At 46.7% G+C, this 22,281-nt stretch carries 17 protein-coding genes; 9 read left to right on the top strand and 8 right to left on the bottom strand.

All coding sequences use genetic code 11. The features are described from left to right. Window positions 1–41 precede the first annotated feature (41 nt). Window positions 42–2,339 carry an outer membrane autotransporter HyxB gene (gene hyxB, locus ACJHW7_RS15030; RefSeq protein ID WP_021556523.1) on the top strand — a complete coding sequence of 766 codons (2,298 nt, stop codon included), beginning with the start codon at window positions 42–44 and terminating at the stop codon, window positions 2,337–2,339. A gap of 183 nt (window positions 2,340–2,522) precedes the next feature. After that, window positions 2,523–3,191 carry a protein YkgH gene (ykgH, locus tag ACJHW7_RS15035; protein WP_021556522.1) on the top strand — a complete coding sequence of 223 codons (669 nt, stop codon included), beginning with the start codon at window positions 2,523–2,525 and terminating at the stop codon, window positions 3,189–3,191. A gap of 242 nt (window positions 3,192–3,433) precedes the next feature. Here ykgH and ACJHW7_RS15040 read toward each other — a convergent pair whose 3' ends face one another. The 4 genes from ACJHW7_RS15040 to rclR all read right to left on the bottom strand — a co-directional run bounded on the left by ACJHW7_RS15040 (window position 3,434) and on the right by rclR (window position 7,662). Beyond that, window positions 3,434–4,129 (bottom strand): lactate utilization protein C, encoded by a 696-nt coding sequence (locus tag ACJHW7_RS15040; RefSeq protein ID WP_021556521.1) that lies wholly within the window; start codon window positions 4,127–4,129, stop codon window positions 3,434–3,436. Then, window positions 4,122–5,549 carry a LutB/LldF family L-lactate oxidation iron-sulfur protein gene (locus ACJHW7_RS15045; protein WP_000023918.1) on the bottom strand — a complete coding sequence of 476 codons (1,428 nt, stop codon included), beginning with the start codon at window positions 5,547–5,549 and terminating at the stop codon, window positions 4,122–4,124. Before ACJHW7_RS15045 ends, ACJHW7_RS15040 begins: the two co-directional genes overlap by 8 nt. A 10-nt stretch (window positions 5,550–5,559) precedes the next feature. After that, the gene (locus tag ACJHW7_RS15050; RefSeq protein WP_001102115.1) at window positions 5,560–6,279 is read right to left on the bottom strand and encodes a (Fe-S)-binding protein; all 720 of its coding nucleotides are present in this window, start codon (window positions 6,277–6,279) and stop codon (window positions 5,560–5,562) included. A gap of 528 nt (window positions 6,280–6,807) precedes the next feature. Then, window positions 6,808–7,662, bottom strand: a complete 855-nt coding sequence (rclR, locus tag ACJHW7_RS15055) for a reactive chlorine-specific transcriptional regulator RclR (RefSeq protein WP_021556520.1) — start codon at window positions 7,660–7,662, stop codon at window positions 6,808–6,810. A gap of 225 nt (window positions 7,663–7,887) precedes the next feature. Here rclR and rclA point away from each other — a divergent pair, with 225 nt between their 5' ends. The 3 genes from rclA (at window position 7,888) to rclC (ending at window position 10,163) form a co-directional block, all read left to right on the top strand. After that, a complete protein-coding gene (gene rclA, locus ACJHW7_RS15060; RefSeq protein ID WP_021556519.1) occupies window positions 7,888–9,213 on the top strand; it encodes a reactive chlorine resistance oxidoreductase RclA in 1,326 nt (441 codons plus the stop codon). A 108-nt stretch (window positions 9,214–9,321) separates the two neighbouring features. Next, window positions 9,322–9,558 (top strand): reactive chlorine resistance periplasmic protein RclB, encoded by a 237-nt coding sequence (gene rclB, locus ACJHW7_RS15065; protein ID WP_000474077.1) that lies wholly within the window; start codon window positions 9,322–9,324, stop codon window positions 9,556–9,558. A gap of 11 nt (window positions 9,559–9,569) precedes the next feature. After that, window positions 9,570–10,163, top strand: a complete 594-nt coding sequence (rclC, locus tag ACJHW7_RS15070; protein ID WP_001306921.1) for a reactive chlorine species resistance protein RclC — start codon at window positions 9,570–9,572, stop codon at window positions 10,161–10,163. Between the two features lie 159 nt (window positions 10,164–10,322). Here rclC and ACJHW7_RS15075 read toward each other — a convergent pair whose 3' ends face one another. Then, entirely contained in the window at window positions 10,323–11,192 is an 870-nt protein-coding gene (locus ACJHW7_RS15075) for an aldo/keto reductase (protein ID WP_021556518.1), read from the bottom strand. Window positions 11,193–11,439: 247 nt separating this feature from the next. Here ACJHW7_RS15075 and ACJHW7_RS15080 point away from each other — a divergent pair, with 247 nt between their 5' ends. After that, window positions 11,440–12,291, top strand: coding sequence for a helix-turn-helix domain-containing protein (locus ACJHW7_RS15080; protein ID WP_000621020.1), 852 nt, complete (start codon window positions 11,440–11,442; stop codon window positions 12,289–12,291). A gap of 120 nt (window positions 12,292–12,411) precedes the next feature. Here the strand turns inward: ACJHW7_RS15080 and fdeC are convergent, their stop codons facing one another. After that, complete coding sequence (gene fdeC, locus ACJHW7_RS15085) at window positions 12,412–16,665, bottom strand: inverse autotransporter adhesin FdeC (protein WP_021556517.1); 4,254 nt, start codon at window positions 16,663–16,665, stop codon at window positions 12,412–12,414. 565 nt (window positions 16,666–17,230) lie between these two features. On the opposite strand from fdeC, the gene ACJHW7_RS15090 reads away from it, so the two are divergent. Further along, the gene (locus tag ACJHW7_RS15090; RefSeq protein ID WP_001174462.1) at window positions 17,231–18,082 is read left to right on the top strand and encodes an aldo/keto reductase; all 852 of its coding nucleotides are present in this window, start codon (window positions 17,231–17,233) and stop codon (window positions 18,080–18,082) included. 26 nt (window positions 18,083–18,108) lie between these two features. Next, window positions 18,109–19,098 (top strand): aldo/keto reductase, encoded by a 990-nt coding sequence (locus ACJHW7_RS15095; RefSeq protein WP_001172290.1) that lies wholly within the window; start codon window positions 18,109–18,111, stop codon window positions 19,096–19,098. Between the two features lie 31 nt (window positions 19,099–19,129). On the opposite strand, the gene ACJHW7_RS15100 is transcribed toward ACJHW7_RS15095, so the two are convergent. Both ACJHW7_RS15100 and ACJHW7_RS15105 read right to left on the bottom strand, forming a co-directional pair. Next, on the bottom strand, window positions 19,130–20,023 hold the full coding sequence (locus ACJHW7_RS15100; RefSeq protein WP_000910719.1) for a LysR family transcriptional regulator: 894 nt from the start codon (window positions 20,021–20,023) through the stop codon (window positions 19,130–19,132). Between the two features lie 200 nt (window positions 20,024–20,223). Further along, window positions 20,224–21,150, bottom strand: a complete 927-nt coding sequence (locus ACJHW7_RS15105) for a LysR family transcriptional regulator (RefSeq protein ID WP_021556516.1) — start codon at window positions 21,148–21,150, stop codon at window positions 20,224–20,226. 156 nt (window positions 21,151–21,306) lie between these two features. On the opposite strand from ACJHW7_RS15105, the gene ACJHW7_RS15110 reads away from it, so the two are divergent. Beyond that, a complete protein-coding gene (locus ACJHW7_RS15110; protein ID WP_000860023.1) occupies window positions 21,307–22,227 on the top strand; it encodes an alpha/beta hydrolase in 921 nt (306 codons plus the stop codon). Window positions 22,228–22,281: the final 54 nt, after the last annotated feature.

Here is a 22,281-nt window from a genome sequence, read left to right on the forward strand (position 1 = left end):
GTGGGAAATTGAAATTAGTTACCAGAATGGAGAATTTCTTCATGAAAAACAATAAGGCATTTTACCGCAGCGCATTAGCGACAGCTATTGTTATGGCTCTTTCTGCACCAGCATTCGCTGCTGATAACGCGGTATCAACTACACCGGTTACATTGGATAAAGATAAGACAACTCTGGATCAAGATGTTGTTATTAACGGTGATAAAAAGATTACAGCCGTAACAATTGAAACGTCAGATTCAGATAAAGACCTTAATGTTACTTTTGGTGGTCATGATATTACCGCCGCATCAACGGTAAACCAAGATTTCGTTGAAGGTGTAAAAGTTAGCGGTAACAAAAATGTTGTGATTAATGCTACAGGCTCCACCATCACAGCTCAAGGTGAAGGTACCTATGTCCGAACTGCAATGGTCATTTCTTCAACAGGCGATGTTGTTGTTAATGGCGGTAACTTTGTTGCAAAAAATGAAAAAAGTAGTGCGACAGGTATATCTCTGGAAGCGACCACGGGAAATAATTTAACGCTAAATGGTACAACCATAAATGCTCAAGGTAATAAGAGTTCCAGCAACGGCTCTACGGCAATTTTTGCTCAAAAGGGTAGCGTATTGAATGGTTTTAACGGTGATGCAACCGACAACATTACCCTTGCTGGATCAAATATTATTAATGGCCGGATTGAAACAATACTTATTGCCAAGGAGAATACGGGAACTCATACAGTCAATCTGAATATTAAGGATGACTCAGTAATTGGGGCGGCTAATAATAAACAAACAATTTATGCCTCTGCTTCGGCACAAGGAGCAGGTTCAGCAACGCAAAATTTAAATTTATCTGTCGCCGATTCAACCATCTACTCTGATATCCATACCCTTTCTGCAAGCGAGAATTCAGCCGGTACCACAACAAATGTAAACATGAACGTTGCCCGCTCTTACTGGGAAGGTAATGCTTATACCTTCAATAGCGGCGATAAAGCGGGTAGTAAACTGGATATAAATCTTTCCGATGGTTCAGTCTGGAAAGGCAAAGTTTCAGGGGCAGGAGATGCCAACGTATCTCTGCAAAACGGGTCTGTCTGGAATGTTACGGGATCCTCAACTGTTGATGCTCTGGCAGTAAAAGACAGTGCGGTTAATATCACGAAGGCTACAGTCAATACTGGCACGTTTGCTTCTCAAAACGGCACGCTGATTGTTGATGCCTCTTCTGAAAACACCCTGGATATCAGCGGTAAAGCGAGCGGTAACTTGCGTGTTTACAGTGCGGGTTCATTGGATCCTATCAATGAACAAACGGCATTTATTTCTACCGGCAAAGACAGCACTCTAAAAGCCACAGGCACAACGGAAGGTGGTCTGTATCAATATGACCTGACACACGGAGCTGATGGTAACTTTTATTTCGTAAAAAACACGCATAAAGCATCCAACGCCAGCTCCGTGATTCAGGCAATGGCAGCAGCTCCGGCTAACGTTGCTAATCTGCAGGCTGACACTCTCTCAGCCCGTCAGGATGCTGTCCGTCTGAGCGAAAATGACAAAGGTGGCGTATGGATTCAGTACTTTGGCGGTAAACAGAAACATACCACCGCGGGAAATGCATCCTATGACCTGGATGTAAACGGTGTAATGCTGGGTGGTGATACCCGCTTCATGACTGAAGATGGTAGCTGGCTGGCCGGTGTGGCGATGTCTTCTGCGAAAGGTGACATGACCACCATGCAGAGCAAAGGTGACACTGAAGGTTACAGCTTCCACGCTTACCTGAGCCGCCAGTATAACAACGGTATCTTCATTGATACTGCTGCACAGTTTGGTCATTACAGCAACACGGCAGATGTTCGCCTGATGAATGGTGGCGGTACCATCAAAGCTGACTTTAACACCAATGGTTTCGGTGCGATGGTTAAAGGCGGTTACACATGGAAAGACGGTAATGGCCTGTTTATTCAGCCATATGCCAAACTGTCTGCGCTGACTCTGGAAGGTGTGGATTATCAGCTCAACGGCGTGGACGTTCATTCTGACAGCTATAACTCTGTGTTGGGTGAGGCCGGTACGCGCGTGGGTTATGACTTCGCTGTGGGCAACGCGAGCGTTAAACCTTATCTGAATCTGGCCGCACTGAACGAATTCTCTGATGGCAACAAAGTCCGTCTGGGTGATGAGTCTGTCAATGCCAGCATTGACGGTGCAGCATTCCGCGTGGGCGCAGGTGTACAGGCTGATATCACCAAAAACATGGGAGCATATGCAAGCCTTGACTACACCAAAGGTGACGACATTGAGAACCCGCTACAGGGTGTAGTTGGTATCAATGTGACCTGGTAAGAATAAAGCAGTCGGTTCCCCTGTCGGCTGTTATACCCCCTGCAGGCAGCAGTATGCTGCCTGCAGGCTATAAATATCCAGTATTCATGATGCTGGTTTTTTGCTGATATTTAACCCGAACATTCCTGATACAGACTATTAATACAACCTTATCTGCGACAGATTTCATTTTCTGGATATATTATGAATGAACAAATCAAACAGGATATCGATCTGATTGAGATTTTATTTTATCTGAAGAAAAAGATTCGTGTTATCCTTTTTATTATGGCTATCTGTATGGCAATGGTGCTGTTGTTTCTGTATATCAATAAAGACAATATAAAAGTGATTTACAGCCTAAAAATAAACCAGACAACACCCGGCATACTTGTTAACTGTGATAGCAATAATAACTTTGCCTGTCAGACCACAATGACTGAAGATGTTATTCAGCGAATTACTACATTTTTTCAGACCAGCCCAGATGTCAAGAACAGAGAAATAAAGCTGGAATGGTCAGGAGATAAGAGAGATTTACCAACTGCTGAAGCGGAAATATCTCGCGTGCAGGCGTCTATTATCAAATGGTATGCGTCAGAATACCATAATGGCAGGCAAGTTCTTGATGAGATACAAACGCCTTCAGCAATTAACAGTGAGCTTTATACAAAAATGATATACCTGACCAGGAACTGGTCATTGTATCCGAACGGTGATGGCTGTGTAACTATAAGCTCACCAGAAATAAAACATAAATACCCTGCTGCCATTTGCCTGGCTCTGGGATTTTTTCTAAGCATTGTGATTTCTGTAATGTTTTGCCTTGTCAAAAAAATGGTAGATGAATACCAACAAAACTCTGGGCAGTAATAAACAGCATTCTGATAGAGAGTGCCTGTATAAAGCTGAAGTGACAATGACCGGGAAGGGAACCCGTTTTCAGGAATGGATGCCTGTCTTTTTCACTGTAAATATCCTGGCATTAGTAATGCCAGGATATTTACAGAAGAGGAGCATAACCATGACGGAACGGGGTTAAGTCAGGTTGTCCTTAACGCTATTTTCAACCTCGTATGCCTTCTTCAGGTTTATGTCCAGACTTCATACCTCTCTCAGCAATCCTCAATAATCAGATACACCGCTTTCACCGGACCATGAACCCCGACGACTTTGATAAGCTCAATGTCCGCCGTTGAGCTGGGACCACTGATGATGTTAATACATGACGGCATGCATTCACCGGCCTGCGCTTTCTGATGCAATCTTTCTGCGAGTTGCGCTACACGCGGCAGAATAGTGCTTTTACGCAGGATAAAAAGAGATGATTCCGGGAGCAGGCTCAATGAACGCCCACGCTCGGCGGCGGAAAAAAGAACCACGCCTCCCGATTCGGTTAAACCATATTCAGCATACACGACACCCACTTTAGCCTGCTCTGCCTGCGAGATATTCTCGGCACCTTTCGCCGGATCCCAAACAACGGCATTGCATTCCTGCTGCAAACGTTCGCTAATCCCTAATTCCTCCAGCCTCGTGTCACCGCTAATCACGACCGACTGATCTCCCAGCTCTTTACACAGTCGTATTGCAGCTTCTGCCGCCTTCGCCTCGCTGGTCAGTTCACAGCGCGTCAACATAACATCGCTGGCAAACTGAATAAACGCGTCACAGCGCTGCTGTTGGTTAAGTTCGGTAAGCCGCTCGTTAGCATAGTTGTTAAGCGGCGCATCTTCTGCTTGCGGTTCAAGTCGCAGCGGGCGACCCAGTGCCTGAGCAACGTTATTCAAAAATTCGCCTCGATTATCCATTCTTTTTCTCCTGCGCCTGATGTTTCTTAAACCAACTACGGAAACTCTCTCCGTCAGCTTCAGGAAGATCGCGTGCTTCCATCCAGTCGCTAATCGCGCCAAATTTGAGTGGAGTTTTGCCGCCATTGATAAACCAGCTTGCCGCATGAGCGCCGGCCATCATCCCGACTTTCCACAATCCTGGATGACTATTGGCATAAGCGAACATTTTTATCGCCCGTTGCTCTGCTTTTGCGGTGATCCCTTTTTCAGCCATCACCCGACGATGACGCAAAATCAGTTTTGACAGCGGAATACGCACTGGACACACGTTGTCACAAGCTGTGCATAAAGAGCAGGCGTAGGGTAAATCTTTAAAATCTTTATAGCCGCCAAGTAGCGGAGAAATCACCGCACCAATTGGCCCTGGATAAATAGAGCCATATCCATGACCGCCAATATGGCGATATGCCGGACAAGTATTCATACAAGCCCCGCAGCGAATACAGCGCAGCACATCCCGAAATTCAGAGGCCAGCACCTCAGAACGCCCGTTATCGACAATAACCAGATGAAACTCTTCAGGACCATCAACGTGCCCCGCTTCGCGCGGTCCTGTCAGCCAGGTGTTGTATCCCGTCAAACGTGCACCAACGGCACTGCGCGCCAGCATGGTGATCAATACATCTACCTCGGCAAACGTGGGGGCAATACGCTCCATTCCCATCACTGCAATATGCGTTTTAGGCAGCGTGGTACACATTCGCGCATTACCTTCATTGGTCACCAGGCATACCGAACCTGTCTCTGCCACCGCGAAATTACAGCCGGTAATACCTATTTCAGCACTGAGGAAATCTTCGCGGATTTTTTGCCGGATGAATAAGGTCATCGCTTCAGGCGTTTCCGGCCCCTCATAGCCCAGACGTTCGTGTAGCACTCGACGGATCTGATGGCGATCTTTATGAATTGCCGGGACCACAACATGAGATGGCGGATCTTGATCCAGCTGGAGAATATATTCACCCAGATCGGTTTCAATCACCTGAATGCCAGCATCCTGCAACACATGATTGACACCAATCTCTTCGGTCACCATCGATTTAGATTTCACCACCTTCCGGGCATTTTTGCGTTGGGCAACCTGTAAAATGTAGCGGGTAGCGTCTTCTTTGGTTTTTGCAAAATAGACGTGACCGCCGTTTTGCGTCACTTTTTCTGAGAGCTGGTACAGATAAGCGTCGAGATTACTCAGAACATGATCACGTATCTGGGCGGCCCGATCGCGCCACTCCTCCCAGTGCCCCAATTCATCGACCATTTTTTGCCGATTTGCCCCAATACGCTGCTGCGCGTTTGCCACCGCTTTGCGCATGATCGGATCTTCAATTTGCTGACGGATGCGTGTCTTAAAATCTGTATTACTGGTTTTGATCGACATCTTTATATCCTCAGCGGCTCATCAACACTTCAGCAATATGCATCACTTTGACTTTCTGCCCTTCCCGTTGTAATCGCCCACTGATGTTCAGCAGGCAACTCACGTCAGCACCAATTAAATACTCAGGGCGGACTTCCATCAGGTGCGCAACCTTTTCTTTCACCATCTCGCCGGATATTTCGGCCATTTTGACCGAGAACGTGCCGCCAAATCCGCAGCAGGTATCCTGTTCAGCAAAGGTCAACAGCTCCAGTCCACGCACATTTTTCAGCAGCGTAAGTGGCTCGTCCTTCACCCCCAGCTTACGGGCCAGGCTACAAGATGGGTGATACACCGCTCTCCCTTGCAAACTGGCACCGACATCGACTACCCCTAATTTATTAACAATAAAAGAGGTGAGATCCTGCATACGCGCGGCAACCTTTTCGGCTCGTGATGCCCATTCAGGTTCATCCGCCAGATACGTCGGGTAACTTTTTACGGCATAGGTGCAAGAGCCAGCTGGTGAAATAATGGGATCGTCGTTATCCTCCAGTGCGGCGATCAGATTTTTCATCCCTGGAATCGCTTCTTTGATATAACCACTATTGATCGCAGGCTGACCGCAGCATCCCTGTTTCTCCGGGAAATTTACACGACAGCCGAGTTTTTCCAGTAGCAGCACGGAGTCTCGTGCCATTCTTGATTTCAGGGCGTCACCAATACAGGTGACAAAGAAATTGACATTCACAACTAATACTCCATTACTTCATGCCCATTTATTCCCGATGGTTCCCCCCTTCCGGGGGATCAATCATCAATAAATATGGCATTCTTTTTTAATTGGCTAGCAACATACCACCCCTCATTTGTATGACAAATGATAATCTTTCATCCAAACTTCAAATGCAATAACTAATTTTATTTCTTTCGGCATCGCTCACATTTTATGGGGAAATCGACGATCATTTTTGGCATAAGAAATCCATTTAAAAATGGCTACATCCCTTATACCTATTCAGAGCTACTTATTCAGGGGTTATTGAGATATACACTGATGGTGTACAAAAAAATCACCGACAATAATCACGTATCAAGTAATAGTCGGGATTTTATTTAATTGAAGCAATTTAGTTTGCATTTTTATTTAAAAACTGAGCTAGAGTCCATCAGAAAAAAAATATATAAAGCCCAAACCACCGTTGGAAATAGAAATAGTTGAAAGGCTCACAACTCCCGGAATGCGGATTATCTTTGCCCTGATTTCTGGCGGTTTTATTCAGGGTGCAAGCTGTCTGACCCTTTCCCGATATTCTCCCGGGGTACAACCAAACTCGCGAACAAACGCCTTGTGAAAAGATGATTCACTGGCATAGCCTACTGACTCAGCGATCACCACAACAGGGAGCATTTCCCGGGAAAACATCTGGGCCGCTATTTGTAGACGCAACTTTGTTAATACAGCCAGCGGCGTGGTTCCGGAAACATCACGGAAAAGCTGGGCAAAATTTGCCCGGGACATGTGGGCGATGCTGGCCAGCGATTCGACGGTCCAGGCGTGTCCTGGCATTTCCAGCATTTGCTGTATTACCGCACCAAGACGTGGATGCAGAAGCAAACTGAGAATGTTTTTCTCAGTATTAACCTGTGCAATCCACTCACGCACCGCGAGGGTAAAGAATGTAGCGCAGATCTGGCTACACAGAGCATCCATTCCCGGCATTGCCGATCTGGATTCCTGTTGTAAAAACGGGATCGCCTCCCTCAGCCAGTTATATTCCACGCTGTGGTTAACCGGTGCTAAAAACAGCGTTTCCGGCAAAGACGTTAAAAAATAACGCGCCGAATGTTGCAACCGAAGAGTGCCGCAGACAATACAGGTCGATTCATTATCGACATGACTCAGGCGATGAGCTGAATTTTGTGGTAGCAGGACCACATTTCCCGGGCGTAATGTAAAAATCTCTCCCGTCGGCATTTCCAGCTTCGCCGCTCCTTGCGTTAACGCATGCCAACGAATAACCGATAATTCCCCGGCACCATGTGGAAGCTGCCAGTCACTTCCTAACACGCAATTCTTATCGATCGTTCCTTGTGGAGCGTTAAGCATCAACAAACGGCTAAGGGCATCCATATCAGACTCCTGAGTGGTTTTTGATTAGAAGCACCAACAATCTTAGTAAATAACTAATCTAATACCATCAAATAGTTAATCATGATTTTTGTTTTGTGATTCTGATTAAGAAAAAGAAAATACCAGACGATAAGACAAAATATCAAGCGTTGTGAAGAAATGTTATTTGCTCTTTTGCGTCTATAGTCATGATGTCAAATGAACACGTTTCGACAGGAAATCATCATGAATAAATATCAGGCAGTGATTATTGGTTTTGGCAAGGCTGGAAAAACATTAGCCGTCACGCTGGCAAAAGCAGGTTGGCGAGTGGCTCTCATCGAACAATCAAATGCAATGTATGGCGGGACCTGTATTAATATCGGCTGCATCCCAACCAAAACATTGGTTCATGACGCACAGCAGCACACAGATTTTGTCCGTGCCATACAGCGTAAAAATGAAGTGGTTAATTTTTTACGTAATAAGAATTTTCATAATCTTGCAGATATGCCCAATATCGACGTGATCAACGGCCAGGCGGAGTTTATCAATAATCATAGCCTGCGTGTTCATCGGCCTGAGGGAAATCTGGAGATTCATGGCGAGAAAATTTTTATTAATACTGGTGCACAAACCGTGGTTCCGCCAATTCCTGGAATTACCACCACGCCTGGTGTATATGACAGCACCGGATTACTTAATCTAAAAGAATTGCCTGGGCATTTAGGTATTTTGGGCGGCGGATATATTGGCGTTGAGTTCGCCTCTATGTTCGCTAATTTTGGCAGCAAGGTAACCATTTTAGAAGCAGCTTCGCTGTTTTTGCCTCGGGAAGAACGGGATATTGCTGATAATATCGCGATGATTTTACGCGATCAGGGCGTCGATATTATCCTCAATGCCCATGTGGAGCGAATCAGTCACCATGAAAATCAAGTGCAAGTGCATAGCGAGCACGCCCAACTGGCGGTGGATGCACTGTTAATAGCTTCCGGTCGTCAACCGGCTACCGCTTCGTTACATCCAGAAAATGCCGGTATCGCAGTAAACGAGCGCGGGGCAATTGTCGTTGACAAGCGATTACATACCACCGCAGACAATATTTGGGCGATGGGAGATGTTACCGGCGGGCTGCAATTTACTTACATATCACTGGATGATTACCGCATTGTACGTGATGAGTTACTGGGTGAAGGCAAACGTAGTACTGATGATCGGAAAAATGTGCCTTATTCCGTATTTATGACACCGCCCCTGTCCAGGGTTGGTATGACAGAAGAACAAGCCAGAGAGAGTGGTGCTGATATTCAGGTGGTGACATTGCCTGTAGCTGCAATTCCGCGCGCCAGAGTGATGAACGATACCCGTGGGGTATTAAAAGCGATTGTTGATAATAAAACCCAACGTATATTAGGGGCATCACTGCTGTGTGTTGACTCCCACGAGATGATTAATATAGTGAAAATGGTGATGGATGCCGGGCTGCCTTATAGCATATTACGCGATCAGATATTTACTCATCCGTCGATGAGCGAATCACTCAATGATCTATTTTCATTAGTCAAATAAACTCAAAATCAGACGCCAGAACAAATATTCTGGCGTCTCAGAGAAAAGAATCTTATTAATTCCCTGTTACTCTATAACTTCTTAATCACTTCATTGATGGTATTTTATATGTTTAAAAAATCCGTTTTATTTGCAACACTATTATCTGGCGTTATGGCATTTTCCACCAATGCAGATGATAAAATAATTCTGAAACATATCAGCGTCTCGTCAGTATCAGCATCACCGACAGTTCTGGAGGATGCCATTGCTGATATAGCCAGAAAATATAATGCTTCATCCTGGAAAGTCACATCGATGCGAATTGATAATAATTCAACCGCAACAGCAGTATTGTATAAATAAGGATGTTCACAATGGAAAAATACCTGCACCTGTTAAGTCGGGGAGATAAAATTGGCCTGACATTGATTCGTCTGAGTATTGCGATTGTTTTTATGTGGATTGGGTTATTAAAGTTTGTCCCTTACGAGGCAGACAGCATTACACCATTCGTCGCAAACAGTCCACTAATGTCGTTCTTTTATGAACACCCGGAAGACTATAAACAGTATCTGACTCACGAAGGCGAATACAAACCAGAAGCAAGGGCATGGCAATCGGCCAATAATACCTATGGTTTTTCCAACGGTCTTGGCGTCGTGGAGGTGATTATTGCTCTGCTGGTTTTGGCTAATCCTGTCAATCGCTGGTTAGGTTTATTGGGAGGGCTGATGGCATTTACCACACCGTTGGTAACACTCTCATTTTTAATCACCACCCCGGAGGCATGGGTACCCGCATTGGGTGACGCTCATCATGGTTTCCCTTATTTATCCGGTGCTGGTCGCTTGGTATTGAAAGATACTCTGATGCTGGCAGGTGCTGTCATGATAATGGCAGATTCGGCGCGGGAAATTCTTAAACAACGCAGTAATGAATCCAGTTCAACGTTAAAAACTGAATATTGATAATCCGAACACTGTCTGTTGTTCACTTTTTCAGGCGTCAGGCCCCCTTTCTGATGATGAAGCCTGACGCCATATTACCGGAGATATGACAGAGTGAAGATCAATATCACTCCCCTGTTAAAAGATTCTTGTCGTCTCAGGTAAAATACATGATTAATATCAATCATGTATTTTTACAGCAAGACAACCACGAACAAATTCAGGATTAAAATGTTTTACCGACTCCCCAACATAACCCAAATCAAGCGAACTAATTTGTGCCATTTCTTTCTCTGTCAGTGAGAAATCCCAGATAGCAAAATTTTCTTCGATACGCTGTTGATGTGTCGATTTCGGAATAACGACCACTCCCCGTTGAATATTCCAACGCAGAATGACTTGAGAAATCGATTTTTGATGGGCATCTGCAATACTCTGAAGCAGATTATTTTCAAAGGGTTTATGTCGTCCACCACCTAACGGAGCCCATGCTTCAGGCTGCACGTTATAATACTTCATGGTTGCCAGCGCCTCTGGTTGGGCAAAATAGGGATGCAACTCGACCTGGTTGACCATCGGTTTAACTCTTACCGTTTCACAAAAGTTCGCCAGAACATGAGGATAGAAATTGGAAACCCCAATCGCTTTTAATTTGCCCTCTTCATAGGCATCTTCGAGTGCACGCCACGCACTGAAATAATCGCGCATAGCCTGATGCAATAAATAGAGGTCGAAGTATTCTAGTCCCGATTTTTTTAATGATGCTTCAATACCTGCTGCTGCCGTATCCTGATTCAACATATCCTGCACCCACAATTTAGACGTTAAAAATAACTCTTCTCGGGTACATAAACCTTCGGATATAGCTTCACGAACGGCTTCACCGACGGCATCTTCATTACCGTATACCGCTGCAGTGTCGATGAGTCGATACCCCGTGCGGATAGCGTTCAACACTGACTGTTTGCACACGTTTTTATCGGTAACCTGAAAAACACCAAATCCCATCATCGGCATTTTCAGATTGTTACTTAATACGGAAAATTCCACTGTCAGTCCCTCCATTAGGCATGAACAATGAGTCTACGTTAAAACGTAACCTCAAATTAGTATGTGGATTTTGATATCACTTATGCAAAAAATTCATTAATAATGTAGGACTGAAACCTCTCTATTTTCGGGGCAACGAAGCAGACGCTACCAGTGCTTTTGCCTTGGGCCTTGCTGTTTTTGATACACTTAGGGCCCAGGGCATAACGAAAATGTGCGATATGACAAAGAATTAACGGAGAATGTGATGATCAGGCAGAAGATTCTACAGCAGCTCCTGGAGTGGATTGAGTGCAATCTTGAGCACCCTATTTCAATCGAAGATATCGCACAGAAATCTGGCTACAGCAGACGCAACATCCAGCTTCTGTTCCGAAATTTCATGCATGTGCCTTTGGGAGAATACATTCGCAAACGAAGGCTTTGTCGTGCCGCCATTCTTGTCCGGCTCACCGCGAAATCTATGCTTGATATTGCACTCTCTTTGCATTTTGATTCACAGCAATCATTCAGCCGCGAATTTAAAAAGTTATTCGGCTGCTCTCCCCGTGTATACCGCCACCGTGATTATTGGGATCTCGTAAATATCTTCCCTTCTTTTTTAATACGTCAACAGCAAAAGACGGAGTGTAGATTAGTCAACTTTCCTGAGACACCTATTTTTGGCAATTCATTTAAATATGATATTGAAGTGTCGAATAAATCACCGGATGAAGAAGTCAAACTGCGACGTCATCATTTAGCCAGATGTATGAATAATTTTAAGACGGATATCTATTTCGTCTCCACGTTTGAACCGTCAACAAAATCGGTCGATTTGCTCACGGTTGAAACTTTTGCTGGTACGGTATGTGAATATGCTGACATGCCAAAAGAGTGGACAACGACCCGAGGACTTTATGCCTCTTTCCGTTATGAAGGAAACTGGGAAAATTATCCTGACTGGGTGCGTAACATCTATCTGATAGAGTTGCCTGCCAGGGGGTTAGCCAGAGTGAACGGCAGCGATATTGAGCGCTTTTATTACAATGAAGATTTCGTAGAAAAGGATGGCAATGATGTTGTTTGCGAAATTTTTATTCCCGTTCGTCCGATTTAGCTGTCGCTATGTCTAAATGAATTTATAACGAGACTACTGTCAGGAAATTCAATAAATAATGGCGTTGAAGATGTCAACGCCATTATTGTTTATTAGAATGTTACTTTCATACTCTTAATATTATTTCATCGCCTCCTCGCCCGTTGCCGTATTGGCATCCACCGCGGTAATGGTCACCGTCACTGGCTTCATTTCGTACCCGCCATAGGTCAGGGCGTTAAATGTGAATGTATAGACACCAGGCTTGCTGGTACTAAATGTACGCGTGATTTTTCCGCTCACGAAATGGTCATTTTTCGACGGCAGGAACTGATAATCCTCCTCCGTCACCCCTTCCGGCGTCTGAATGTCGACCCACATATTCCCGCCAACGGGGTTATTTGCCGACATCAGGGTCACCTCCAGCTTCGCAGTCGATTTCCCATCCGCCACCAGAGATTGCATATCAGATGATGCGGTGAGCACCGCGTTTTTATCATCCGCGACGAATTTAGATTCGGCAGTTTTCGTTGATACCTGACCGTTGGTCTGACTCACTTGCGCCGTGAGTTTATATGTCGCCGCAACAGTAGTGGTGGCGGTGAAAATAGCCTGCCCTTGCTCATTCGTTGTCGCAGTGCCATTCGGTTCCAGGTTTAACGAAGCCGGGCTGGCAGTTAGCGTCACGTCGCTATCTTTCACCAAATTGTTATTGGCATCAGTCACCGTAACTTTATACGTTTGTTTGGCTTTGCCGTCCGCCAGCGCATAGTTGCCCATCACCTCAATACCGGAGACGGTTGCGGTAGCCTTATCGGCTACAAACGTTATAGTCTGCGTATCCGAAGGCTGGCTATTCCCTGCCGATGCCGTGATCTCATACGTTCCGGCAGTCACTGAAACCACCTGCAACTCGGCTTTCCCCTCATCGTTGGCTTTCACCCAGACATTATCGCCTGTAAGCGGCTTGACACCCCGGGGCAGATTAAAGGTCACCAGGCTCCCTGGAACAGGGTTACCATTTTTATCCTCAACGGTCGCCGTCAGCGTAAAGGCATCTTTGCCGTTTGCCACTTTTTGAACGGCGGTGTCTACCTGCAGGTTTGCCTGACCGGTGCTGGCATCCGCGTTGAATTTCACCGTGACCGTCTTCTGAGCACCATTCACCGAAGCGGAAATATTGTGTTCTCCCGCAACCGTTGACATCAGCTCAATGTCCACTTTCCCTGCCGCATTGGTTGTTACTGTATTCCCCGTCTTGCTGGTCACACCCTGCGGTAAAGTCAGCGTAACTTCTTGCCCCTGCAACGGGTTACCATAGCTGTCCACGACGGTCAGGGTTATCTGGTTCGCAGACTGTCCATTAGCCAGTTGGTTATTAAACTTCACTGTCATATCACGAATCTCAGCCTTAGATGCGTCACCTGCAACATTCAGCACCAGTGGCTGAGCAACGGCATTTTGGCCGTTCACTCGCGGCATCACAGACAACTGACCCGCGGCAGATCCCAGCGTTAAGGTCGACACGTAGACCCCATTACCTTTCTCTGTCCAGTTTCCTGCTGAAGGACGCTCACTCCCCGTGCTGGCGGCACCGCTAAACACTGGTGCATCTGGCTTCAGCCCGGTGACCGGGTTCCCGTACGCATCCTTCACGGTGAAGGTGAGTTCCGTCGTCGTTTTGACGGTCGGAGCCTTATTGTCCGCAACAAGCGTAGAGTTCGCTGATGACATCTCCCCGGCGATGACCGTCAACTGCGCGGCTTCGGTGGCTGCTGGCTGGCCGTTGAAGAGCGGCATGACGCGAAGCTCGCCCGTCTTTCCGCCTGTAGTCAACGTAGCAACATAGGAACCGTCACCTTTTTCGGTCCAACTGGAAACGGTCGCCCCTTCAGAGGCGGTCCCCGTCAAACTTGCCGACAACGCAAGACCACTGATAGCGTTGCCATGCGCATCTTTCGCCACCAGCGTCACGGTTGTGCTTTCGCCGGCTTTTACGTGGTCTTCTGCGACAGAGACTTTCGACTGGTTTGAAGATAACGCATCAGCCACCACGGTTACTTTTGCCGCATTTGCTGCCGCATTCTGTCCATTTAGCTTCGGCATAACTTCTAATTCACCCGCCGTAGAGCCGAGAGTAATCTGCGCAGTCCACGTCCCATCACCATTATTTGTCCAGCCCGATGCCGTAGAACCTTCAGCAGCGGCACCCGCTAATGACGGCGCTTCCGGCGTGAGGCTGGTCACAGGGTTGTCATAGGCATCTTTTACCGTCCAGATTGCCGTAACTGTACCCCCAACCACCGGTTTATCAGGATTCAGGGTGATGGACGAATGTGCTGCATCAAGCGGCCCGGCAACAAACTTCAGCGTTTGTTGTAATGTGCCCAGCTGATACTGCTCGCTGAAAGCACGCACAACAACGTTTCCGGCACGGGTCGAAGAAACCGTGGCGCTGTAAACGCCTGGTTTTATTTCCGAAATGGCACCAACGGTTACACCATTAGTGTCTTGCGGAACAAATCGCAAGCGGCTGGCTTCTCCCGTCACCGGATTACCCTCGGAGTCCACCGCAGTCAACGTCAACGTATAGGCTTGCTGACCATCAGCAACCACGTCACCTGACGGCTCGTTAGCGCTCAGGGTGGAGTTTGCCACATCCATCATCGTGGCCCGCAGTTCTGCAGTGACGGTTTTGCTCATGCCATCAACGCTAACAGTAATCGTTGCCTCACCTGACTGCGTTCCGGTAGTAAAGACAGACTGATACACCCCTGCTTCAGTTTCGGTGAACTCACCCAGTGTTGGCTTTGCCTGTGATTTAGTGGCCTTCAGGGAACGAGTCACAATATTTCCAGCCGGTTTGAAAGTTAGTTCAGTCTTGATCTGATCTTTCATGCCCGTGACTGGCTGGCCCTCGGCGTCGCGCAGAGACAGCACCAGCGGTTTTTGCTCATTACCGTTAGCAAGCATTTGAATACGGCTCTGACCGTCAAGCGTTAACGCCGTGCGATCGGCGCTCATACCTGCTCCGGTAATGACCACCTCTGTCTGCACGCGTTTTGAGGCATTGCCTTTGTTATCGTAGGCAACCGCAGAAATCGCATAATAATTGTTTTTACCTGGACGATAAGCCGGGAGCGTTACTTGCCACTGACTACCCTGACCGGTAATTTTGCCACCTTCAGCCAGTAATGACGGCGCTTCCCACTGCACATTTTTCAGTCCGTGAGTTGCTTTGCTGACCACAAGCCCCAGGGAAAGTGTCTGACCGCCCTTACCTTCAATACGCTCAGGCAGAGCAATACGGATCACCTCAGATTTGCGGTACTCAAGAACGATGTTGTTATTACGCTCAACCAGGTCATAGCGGCTGCCTGCCAGTACCCGACGCTCGCGAATGCTATCCGTATCGAGTTGTTTCGCCAAAGGTTCGCCAATTCGGTAGTTAACTTCCAGGCCAAAGCGAGTGTCATTCTCACCGCTCTTGCCCTGCTTATGCCCGGCGCTCAGTGTCAGAAGAGGCACTGGCGTATAGGTCACCTCGGCAGAAATCGCATGCGGGTCTTTCTGGCGCTTATCTTTACCAAACAGCCCGACTTCATCGCCATAATACTGTTCATACATCAGGCTTGCGCCAAGCTGCGGCCAGGCAGGTAAATAGCCCTCTGCGCGGATATCCCAACCATTCGCCGGGCGTTCCTGATAATCCTCAATATCCGGCGATTTTTTCCAGCCAGAAGCCCGAATATAACCATTGGCGCTCAGTTTCAAATAATCACGCCAGTATTCCGCACCAACACCAATGCGGGTATGACTACGGGATAAATCATGGTCGATAAAGGTGTTCACCCCCGCCATCCAGTCATTTCCTGAAAAATGACGCCAGCCAAAACCAATATTTGACTGAGTACGATCGTCGGTACGATGTATTGCTCCCTGAGTGAACAACATATTTGTTGGCGTATCATAAATCGGATAAAGCATTTCCAGCGAAGAATCCTTCAGCGAGAAATCTTTATCGACATTCAGTTTGACGCGCGCAGTACCGTATTTCCCGAGCCACTCCTGTATTTCCTGGTTAGCTTTAGCGGTGGCCATTCCGGTAATAAAGTTACGTGTCGCATCGCTATCTGGCTGACTGCTTAAAAATGTCCCGGCATTTGCGGCAAACGACGCGACATTTTTCTCCACGTTATTATCAGCAGTTACCGTAGTATTTCCCATGCTCAACCGTGGCTGAACCGCATGCTGCGCACGTGCCGCCATTACTGGGGTAAAGGTGACAGCGAGTGGAAAAAGAACCTGAACAGAGATATTTGCCCACGCCACGCAGCGGGCCAGAACTGAATAACGAAATCGTGGTTGTTTATGACCTGTTTTATAACGTGACATTGAGATAATTTCCTGATGAACGAATTAACGAACATAGGCAGACACAAATAATGGCGTCTGCTTGTCAGAAAAACCGGGGATTTCCCGGTTTCCTTTTCCGCAGAAAAGGAAATACCTTTATGTAAGAAAGTACACCGCCACCTAATATATCCAGTGCCTGTAGCCACTCATCAGGTGGTTGGGCGCGGGATTATATTTTTATTTATGGGTGAAAATTTAGCTTTTTGTGCAAGTCATTAAATAGATACTTAAGTTATATTTCTTACTCTGTGGACAGTGAATAATTCATTATTCAGAGTGAATAATAATGACCTACCTTTAATTAGCAACTATTGGAAATACGTCGAAGTAGGTATATACGCCAGGATAAACCGATATATTTTTTATGGATATTCATTTTCCTTTATCGGACTGTAAATTGCGGAGATATCGAACTTGCACTACCCATCGCAACACTCAAACAGATTTATGAATTTTGTTCATAACCCCTGACAAATCCTGCCGTCTAATCGAGCTTTTCCCTTTACGTTATGCTTCTCATGAACGATAACGGAAGGATAACACCATGCAAAAAGTAAAACTGAATAACGGTATTGAAATGCCCCTGCTGGGCTTTGGTGTATTTCAGATGACCGATGCCGCCGAATGCGAAAGAGCGGTCATTGACGCTATTAACACCGGTTATCGACTGATTGACACCGCCGCCTCCTATCAAAATGAAACCCAGGTCGGGAACGCACTGAAACAAAGCGGTATCGCCCGTAACGAACTCTTTGTCACCACGAAACTCTGGTTGCAGGATACCAGTTACGAAGGGGCCAAAGCCCAGTTCGAACGCTCTCTGAATCGACTGCAACTTGATTACGTTGACCTGTATTTGATTCATCAGCCTTACGGTGATGTCCACGGTGCCTGGCGTGCCATGGAGGAGCTGCAACAGGCCGGTAAAATTCGCGCTATTGGCGTCAGTAACTTCCATCCTGACCGACTGGCTGACCTTATCGCCTTTAATAACGTCGTTCCAGCGGTAAACCAGGTTGAAGTTAACCCTTTCAATCAGCAGCTACACGCCGTTCCGTGGATGCAAAGCCGTGGTATTCAGCCAGAAGCCTGGGCACCGTTTGCGGAAGGGAAAAATGGTCTGTTCCAGCATCCTGTTCTCACGGCAATTGGCGGGAAGTATGGCAAAAGCGTAGGCCAGGTTGTTCTGCGCTGGATCTACCAACGAGGCATTGTTTCGCTTGCAAAATCAGTACGCAAAGAACGCATGGAAGAGAACATCAACATTCTCGATTTTGAACTCAGTCCTGAAGATATGCTGCAAATTACCGCCCTGGATACCGCAACCAGCGCGTTCTTCTCTCACCGCGATCCCGCAATGGTGGAATGGCTGACTGGCCGCAAACTTGATGTTTAAGCCGCGATAAAAGAGGTATTCATTCAATGCAAAAACGTTATCTGGGTAAATCCGGACTCGAAGTCTCCGCCCTTGGGCTCGGTTGCATGGGCTTAAGCCACGGCTACGGACCGGCGACCGATACCCGTCAGGCTATCGAACTTATTCGTGCTGCGGTTGAACGTGGCGTCACCTTCTTCGATACAGCCGAAGTGTATGGTCCGTATCTGAATGAAGAAGTGGTCGGCGAAGCCTTAAAACCGTTTCGTGACCGCGTGGTAATTGCCACTAAATTCGGTTTTACCTTCGGCGATGATAATAAGCAGCAGATTTTAAACAGCCGTCCGGAACATATCCGTGAAGCCGTTGAAGGATCATTACGTCGTCTGAAGACAGATGTTATTGACCTGCTGTACCAACACCGTGTTGATCCGGATGTTCCTATTGAAGATGTTGCAGGAACGGTGAAAGACCTCATCGCAGAAGGTAAGGTCAAACATTTCGGCCTGTCTGAAGCGGGAGCACAAACCATTCGTCGTGCGCATGCGGTACAACCTGTCACCGCCCTGCAAAGCGAATATTCCATGTGGTGGCGTGAGCCTGAACAGGAAATTCTGCCGTTGCTGGAGGAACTGGGGATTGGTTTTGTCCCCTTCAGCCCACTAGGTAAAGGTTTCCTGACCGGGTCGATTAAGCCGGGAACCACTTTCGGCAAAGATGATTACCGCAGCACCGTACCGCGTTTCGCAGCACAAGCCATTGAAGCTAATGAAAAACTGGTCACCTTGTTAGGTGAACTGGCTGCGGAGAAAGGGGTAACGTCTGCACAAATCGCACTGGCATGGCTGTTAGCACAAAAGCCGTGGATTGTTCCCATCCCTGGCACCACTAAACTGCACCGGCTGGAAGAAAACCTGGCCGCTGCTGACATTGTTCTTTCGCAGAAAGATACGCAGCAGATAACCGAGGCGCTGGAAACAATTAAAATCGTCGGTGAACGTTACTCGCCTGAACACCAGGCACGCGTAGGCCGCTAATACCCAAACGGGTCCAGGAACAAAGGACCCGTTATTCGGTGTAGCGAAGCGCATCGATTAACAGCGCAAAAGCAGGCGGATGCTGCTTACGGCTGGGGTAGTAAAGATAATATCCGGGAAAAGTTGGACACCACTCCTGTAACACCTGAATAAGCTTGCCTGACTTTATATACTCCTGAACCATGTCTTCAGGGACACAAGCGATCCCAAACCCTGATAACGCGGCATCAATTCTTTCTGGCAATGGACTACACGTCAGCTGCCCATCAACCTTAACGCGAAGAGTTTTCCCTTCTCGCTCGAACTCCCAGTGGTAAAGTCCACCGGCAGTTGGCAAACGCATGTTGATGCAGCGATGGTTTTGTAGCTCGTGAGGCGTTTCAGGCGCAGGGTTTGCAGCAAAATACGCCGGTGCCCCCACCACAGCCATCCGCATATCTGGTCCAATTCTGACCGCAACCATATCTTTATCAACATTTTCACCCAGTCGTATCCCGGCATCAAAACGGCCTTCAACAATATCGACAAAACCGTTATCCACCACCAGTTCGACACTGATTTCGGGATACTTTCTGAGAAAAGATTTTAGCTTCGGCCAGACCAGACTTCGCGCGGCATGTTCCCCGGCAGATAAACGAATATTCCCGGAGGGCGTGCCGTTCTGTTGAATAAGTGACTCCAGTTCCTGTTCAAGCTCGTCAATACGCGGTTCAAGGCAGGCAATGATTCTCTCCCCCGCTTCTGTGGGAGCCACACTGCGGGTAGTCCGTGTCAGGAGGCGGATATTGAGCCTTTCCTCCAGAGCCTTCATTGCATGGCTAAGTGCAGACTGAGAGACGCCGAGTTTGCCCGCTGCTTTGGTAAAACTTCGCTCTCTTGCCACCACAAGAAAGATTTGCAGTTCGTTGAAGTTTTCTTTGAGCATTGGCGATTTCCTTGTAGAAACATCCTCTTCACAGACACTCATGAAGGGGGGGCATAGATGCTATTATTTTAGCCACATTATTAGTAACAATGATAATCTGGCTGTATCGAAAATAATTCTAAACTTTCAGGAGATTTATTATGAATAAACGTATCCTCACGATTGTGCCATTCTTCTTACCGATATTCTGACACATATCATCAATTTTCGAGTTTTACTCTTTTCTCCACCATAAAATCAATAAAAGCACGAACTTTAGAGGGCATTCTCATCCGTGATGAAACATAAATATAAAATCCAGGAAATGAAACAGCCCAATCCTCAAGAATCGGCTGTAACTTGCCCGCATTGATATGTTCAGCGATTGCAAAATCCAGATGTTGAATGATACCCGTTCCATTCAGCGCCATTCGTATCATGCTTTCGTCATCATTAGAAATATACTTACCTGAAACCTCTATTTCGAACTCTTCATTACCCCCCACAACATTAGAAAACTCCCATGCAGAGAGTGCACCGCTACTTTTATGCCGCAACCGAAGGCAATTATGGTTACTCAGTTCCTGAGGCGTTTCAGGAATACCGTGTTCTTTTAAATAATCTGGCGATGCCACAGTAACCAGTTTAATAAGCGGAGAAACAGGAACGGCAGTCATATGCTCATCCAGTCCTTGCTCAAGACGTATGCCCACATCACAGCCGTCCGCAATAATGTTAGATAAACCGTCATCCATAATGAGTTCTATCTTTGTTTTGGGGTAACGAGTAAGAAACTCGCCAATATGAGGCTCAACAAGCATCCGTGCTGCAACACGGGAGGAATTTATTCTCAACAGGCCTGTAGGTTCAAGTTGGGTATCACCAACATCTTTCAAAGCATCATCAATTTGCCCCAAAGCCGACACCAGCACTTCATACAGACGCTGTCCTTCCTCAGTAAGCGACATATTGCGGGTCGTACGGTATATCAGCTTGGTGTTAAGACGTTCCTCAAGAGATTTTAAATTCTGGGACAATGCGGCCCGCGTAATACCCATTTCAGAAGCGGCTCTGGAAAAACTGCCGGCACGAACAATCAGCGCAAACCAGGCAAGAGAAGGCAAAATTGAAGGCTCTATTTTCATCATTGTAAACCTTAACTTAACACTGTGATAGATATTAGACCATTGATGATAACCAATACAAGTCATACTATTACGCCGTTCTCGATATGAACACGAATGCCAGTTGCGGATAATAGAAATGATATTTAAATCTGTTTAGGCAAATCCCCGGAGCTTGAAATGAAAACTGTTTCGATAAAACACACTTACTGGGATATAGCTGCTGATATCTATTTCCCTGACGATTTTAATAGTGAAAAAAAGTATCCTGCCATTATCAGCGCCCATCCAATTGGAAGCTGCAAAGAACAGACATCGGGTAGTGTGTATGGTGCCGCCCTGGCAAAAGCTGGCTTTATCGTCATTGCTTTTGATGCCAGTTTTCAGGGAAGCAGCGGTGGGGAACCGCGTTATCTGGAAGATCCAACAATGCGAGTAAAAGACTTCAGCATTGTCGTTGATTACCTTACCAGCTTACCTTACGTTGATGCCGGGCGTATTGGTGTACTGGGTATTTGTGGTGGAGGTGGATATGCCATTAATGCCGCAATGACAGAACGTCGAATTAAAGCTATTGGTACTGTCACGGGTGCAAACTACGGGCGTCTTATGCGTGAGGGATTTACAGCGTTTAATCCTATCGGAGCACTCGAAGCAATGGCGCAACAAAGAACAGACGAAGCTAACGGCGCAAAACTTCGCGTAGATGATTTACTCCCCTCTTCTCCGGATGCAGCTCTTGAAGCGGGATTAACAGAAATAGACCTTTTTGAAGCCACAGAATATTATCGTTCGCCACGAGGCTATGCACCTAATGGGGTAAATCGTTCGCTATTCTCACATCAGACTGTTGCCGTGGGTTGGGATGCATTTCATCTTGCAGAAGTCCTGTTAACTCAACCAATAATGGTTGTGGTGGGCGATAGAGTGGGCGCATTTGGTGCCTACCGTGACGGCTGCGAAATTATTGGCCGCGCTGCTTCAAAACATAAAGAGCTGGTCGTGGTTGAAGGTTATTCACATTACGACCTGTATGATAAGCCAGAACCTGTGAAACAGGCACTCGATAAATTAATTCCTTTTTATAAAACACATTTATAATAATTTTACAGGGAGATCCCTTATCTCCCTGACATTTATCCTTTATTGACTACA

The organism is Escherichia sp. WS1152, from assembly GCF_046487665.1.
In the GTDB taxonomy this organism is placed as follows: Bacteria; Pseudomonadota; Gammaproteobacteria; order Enterobacterales; family Enterobacteriaceae; genus Escherichia; species Escherichia coli.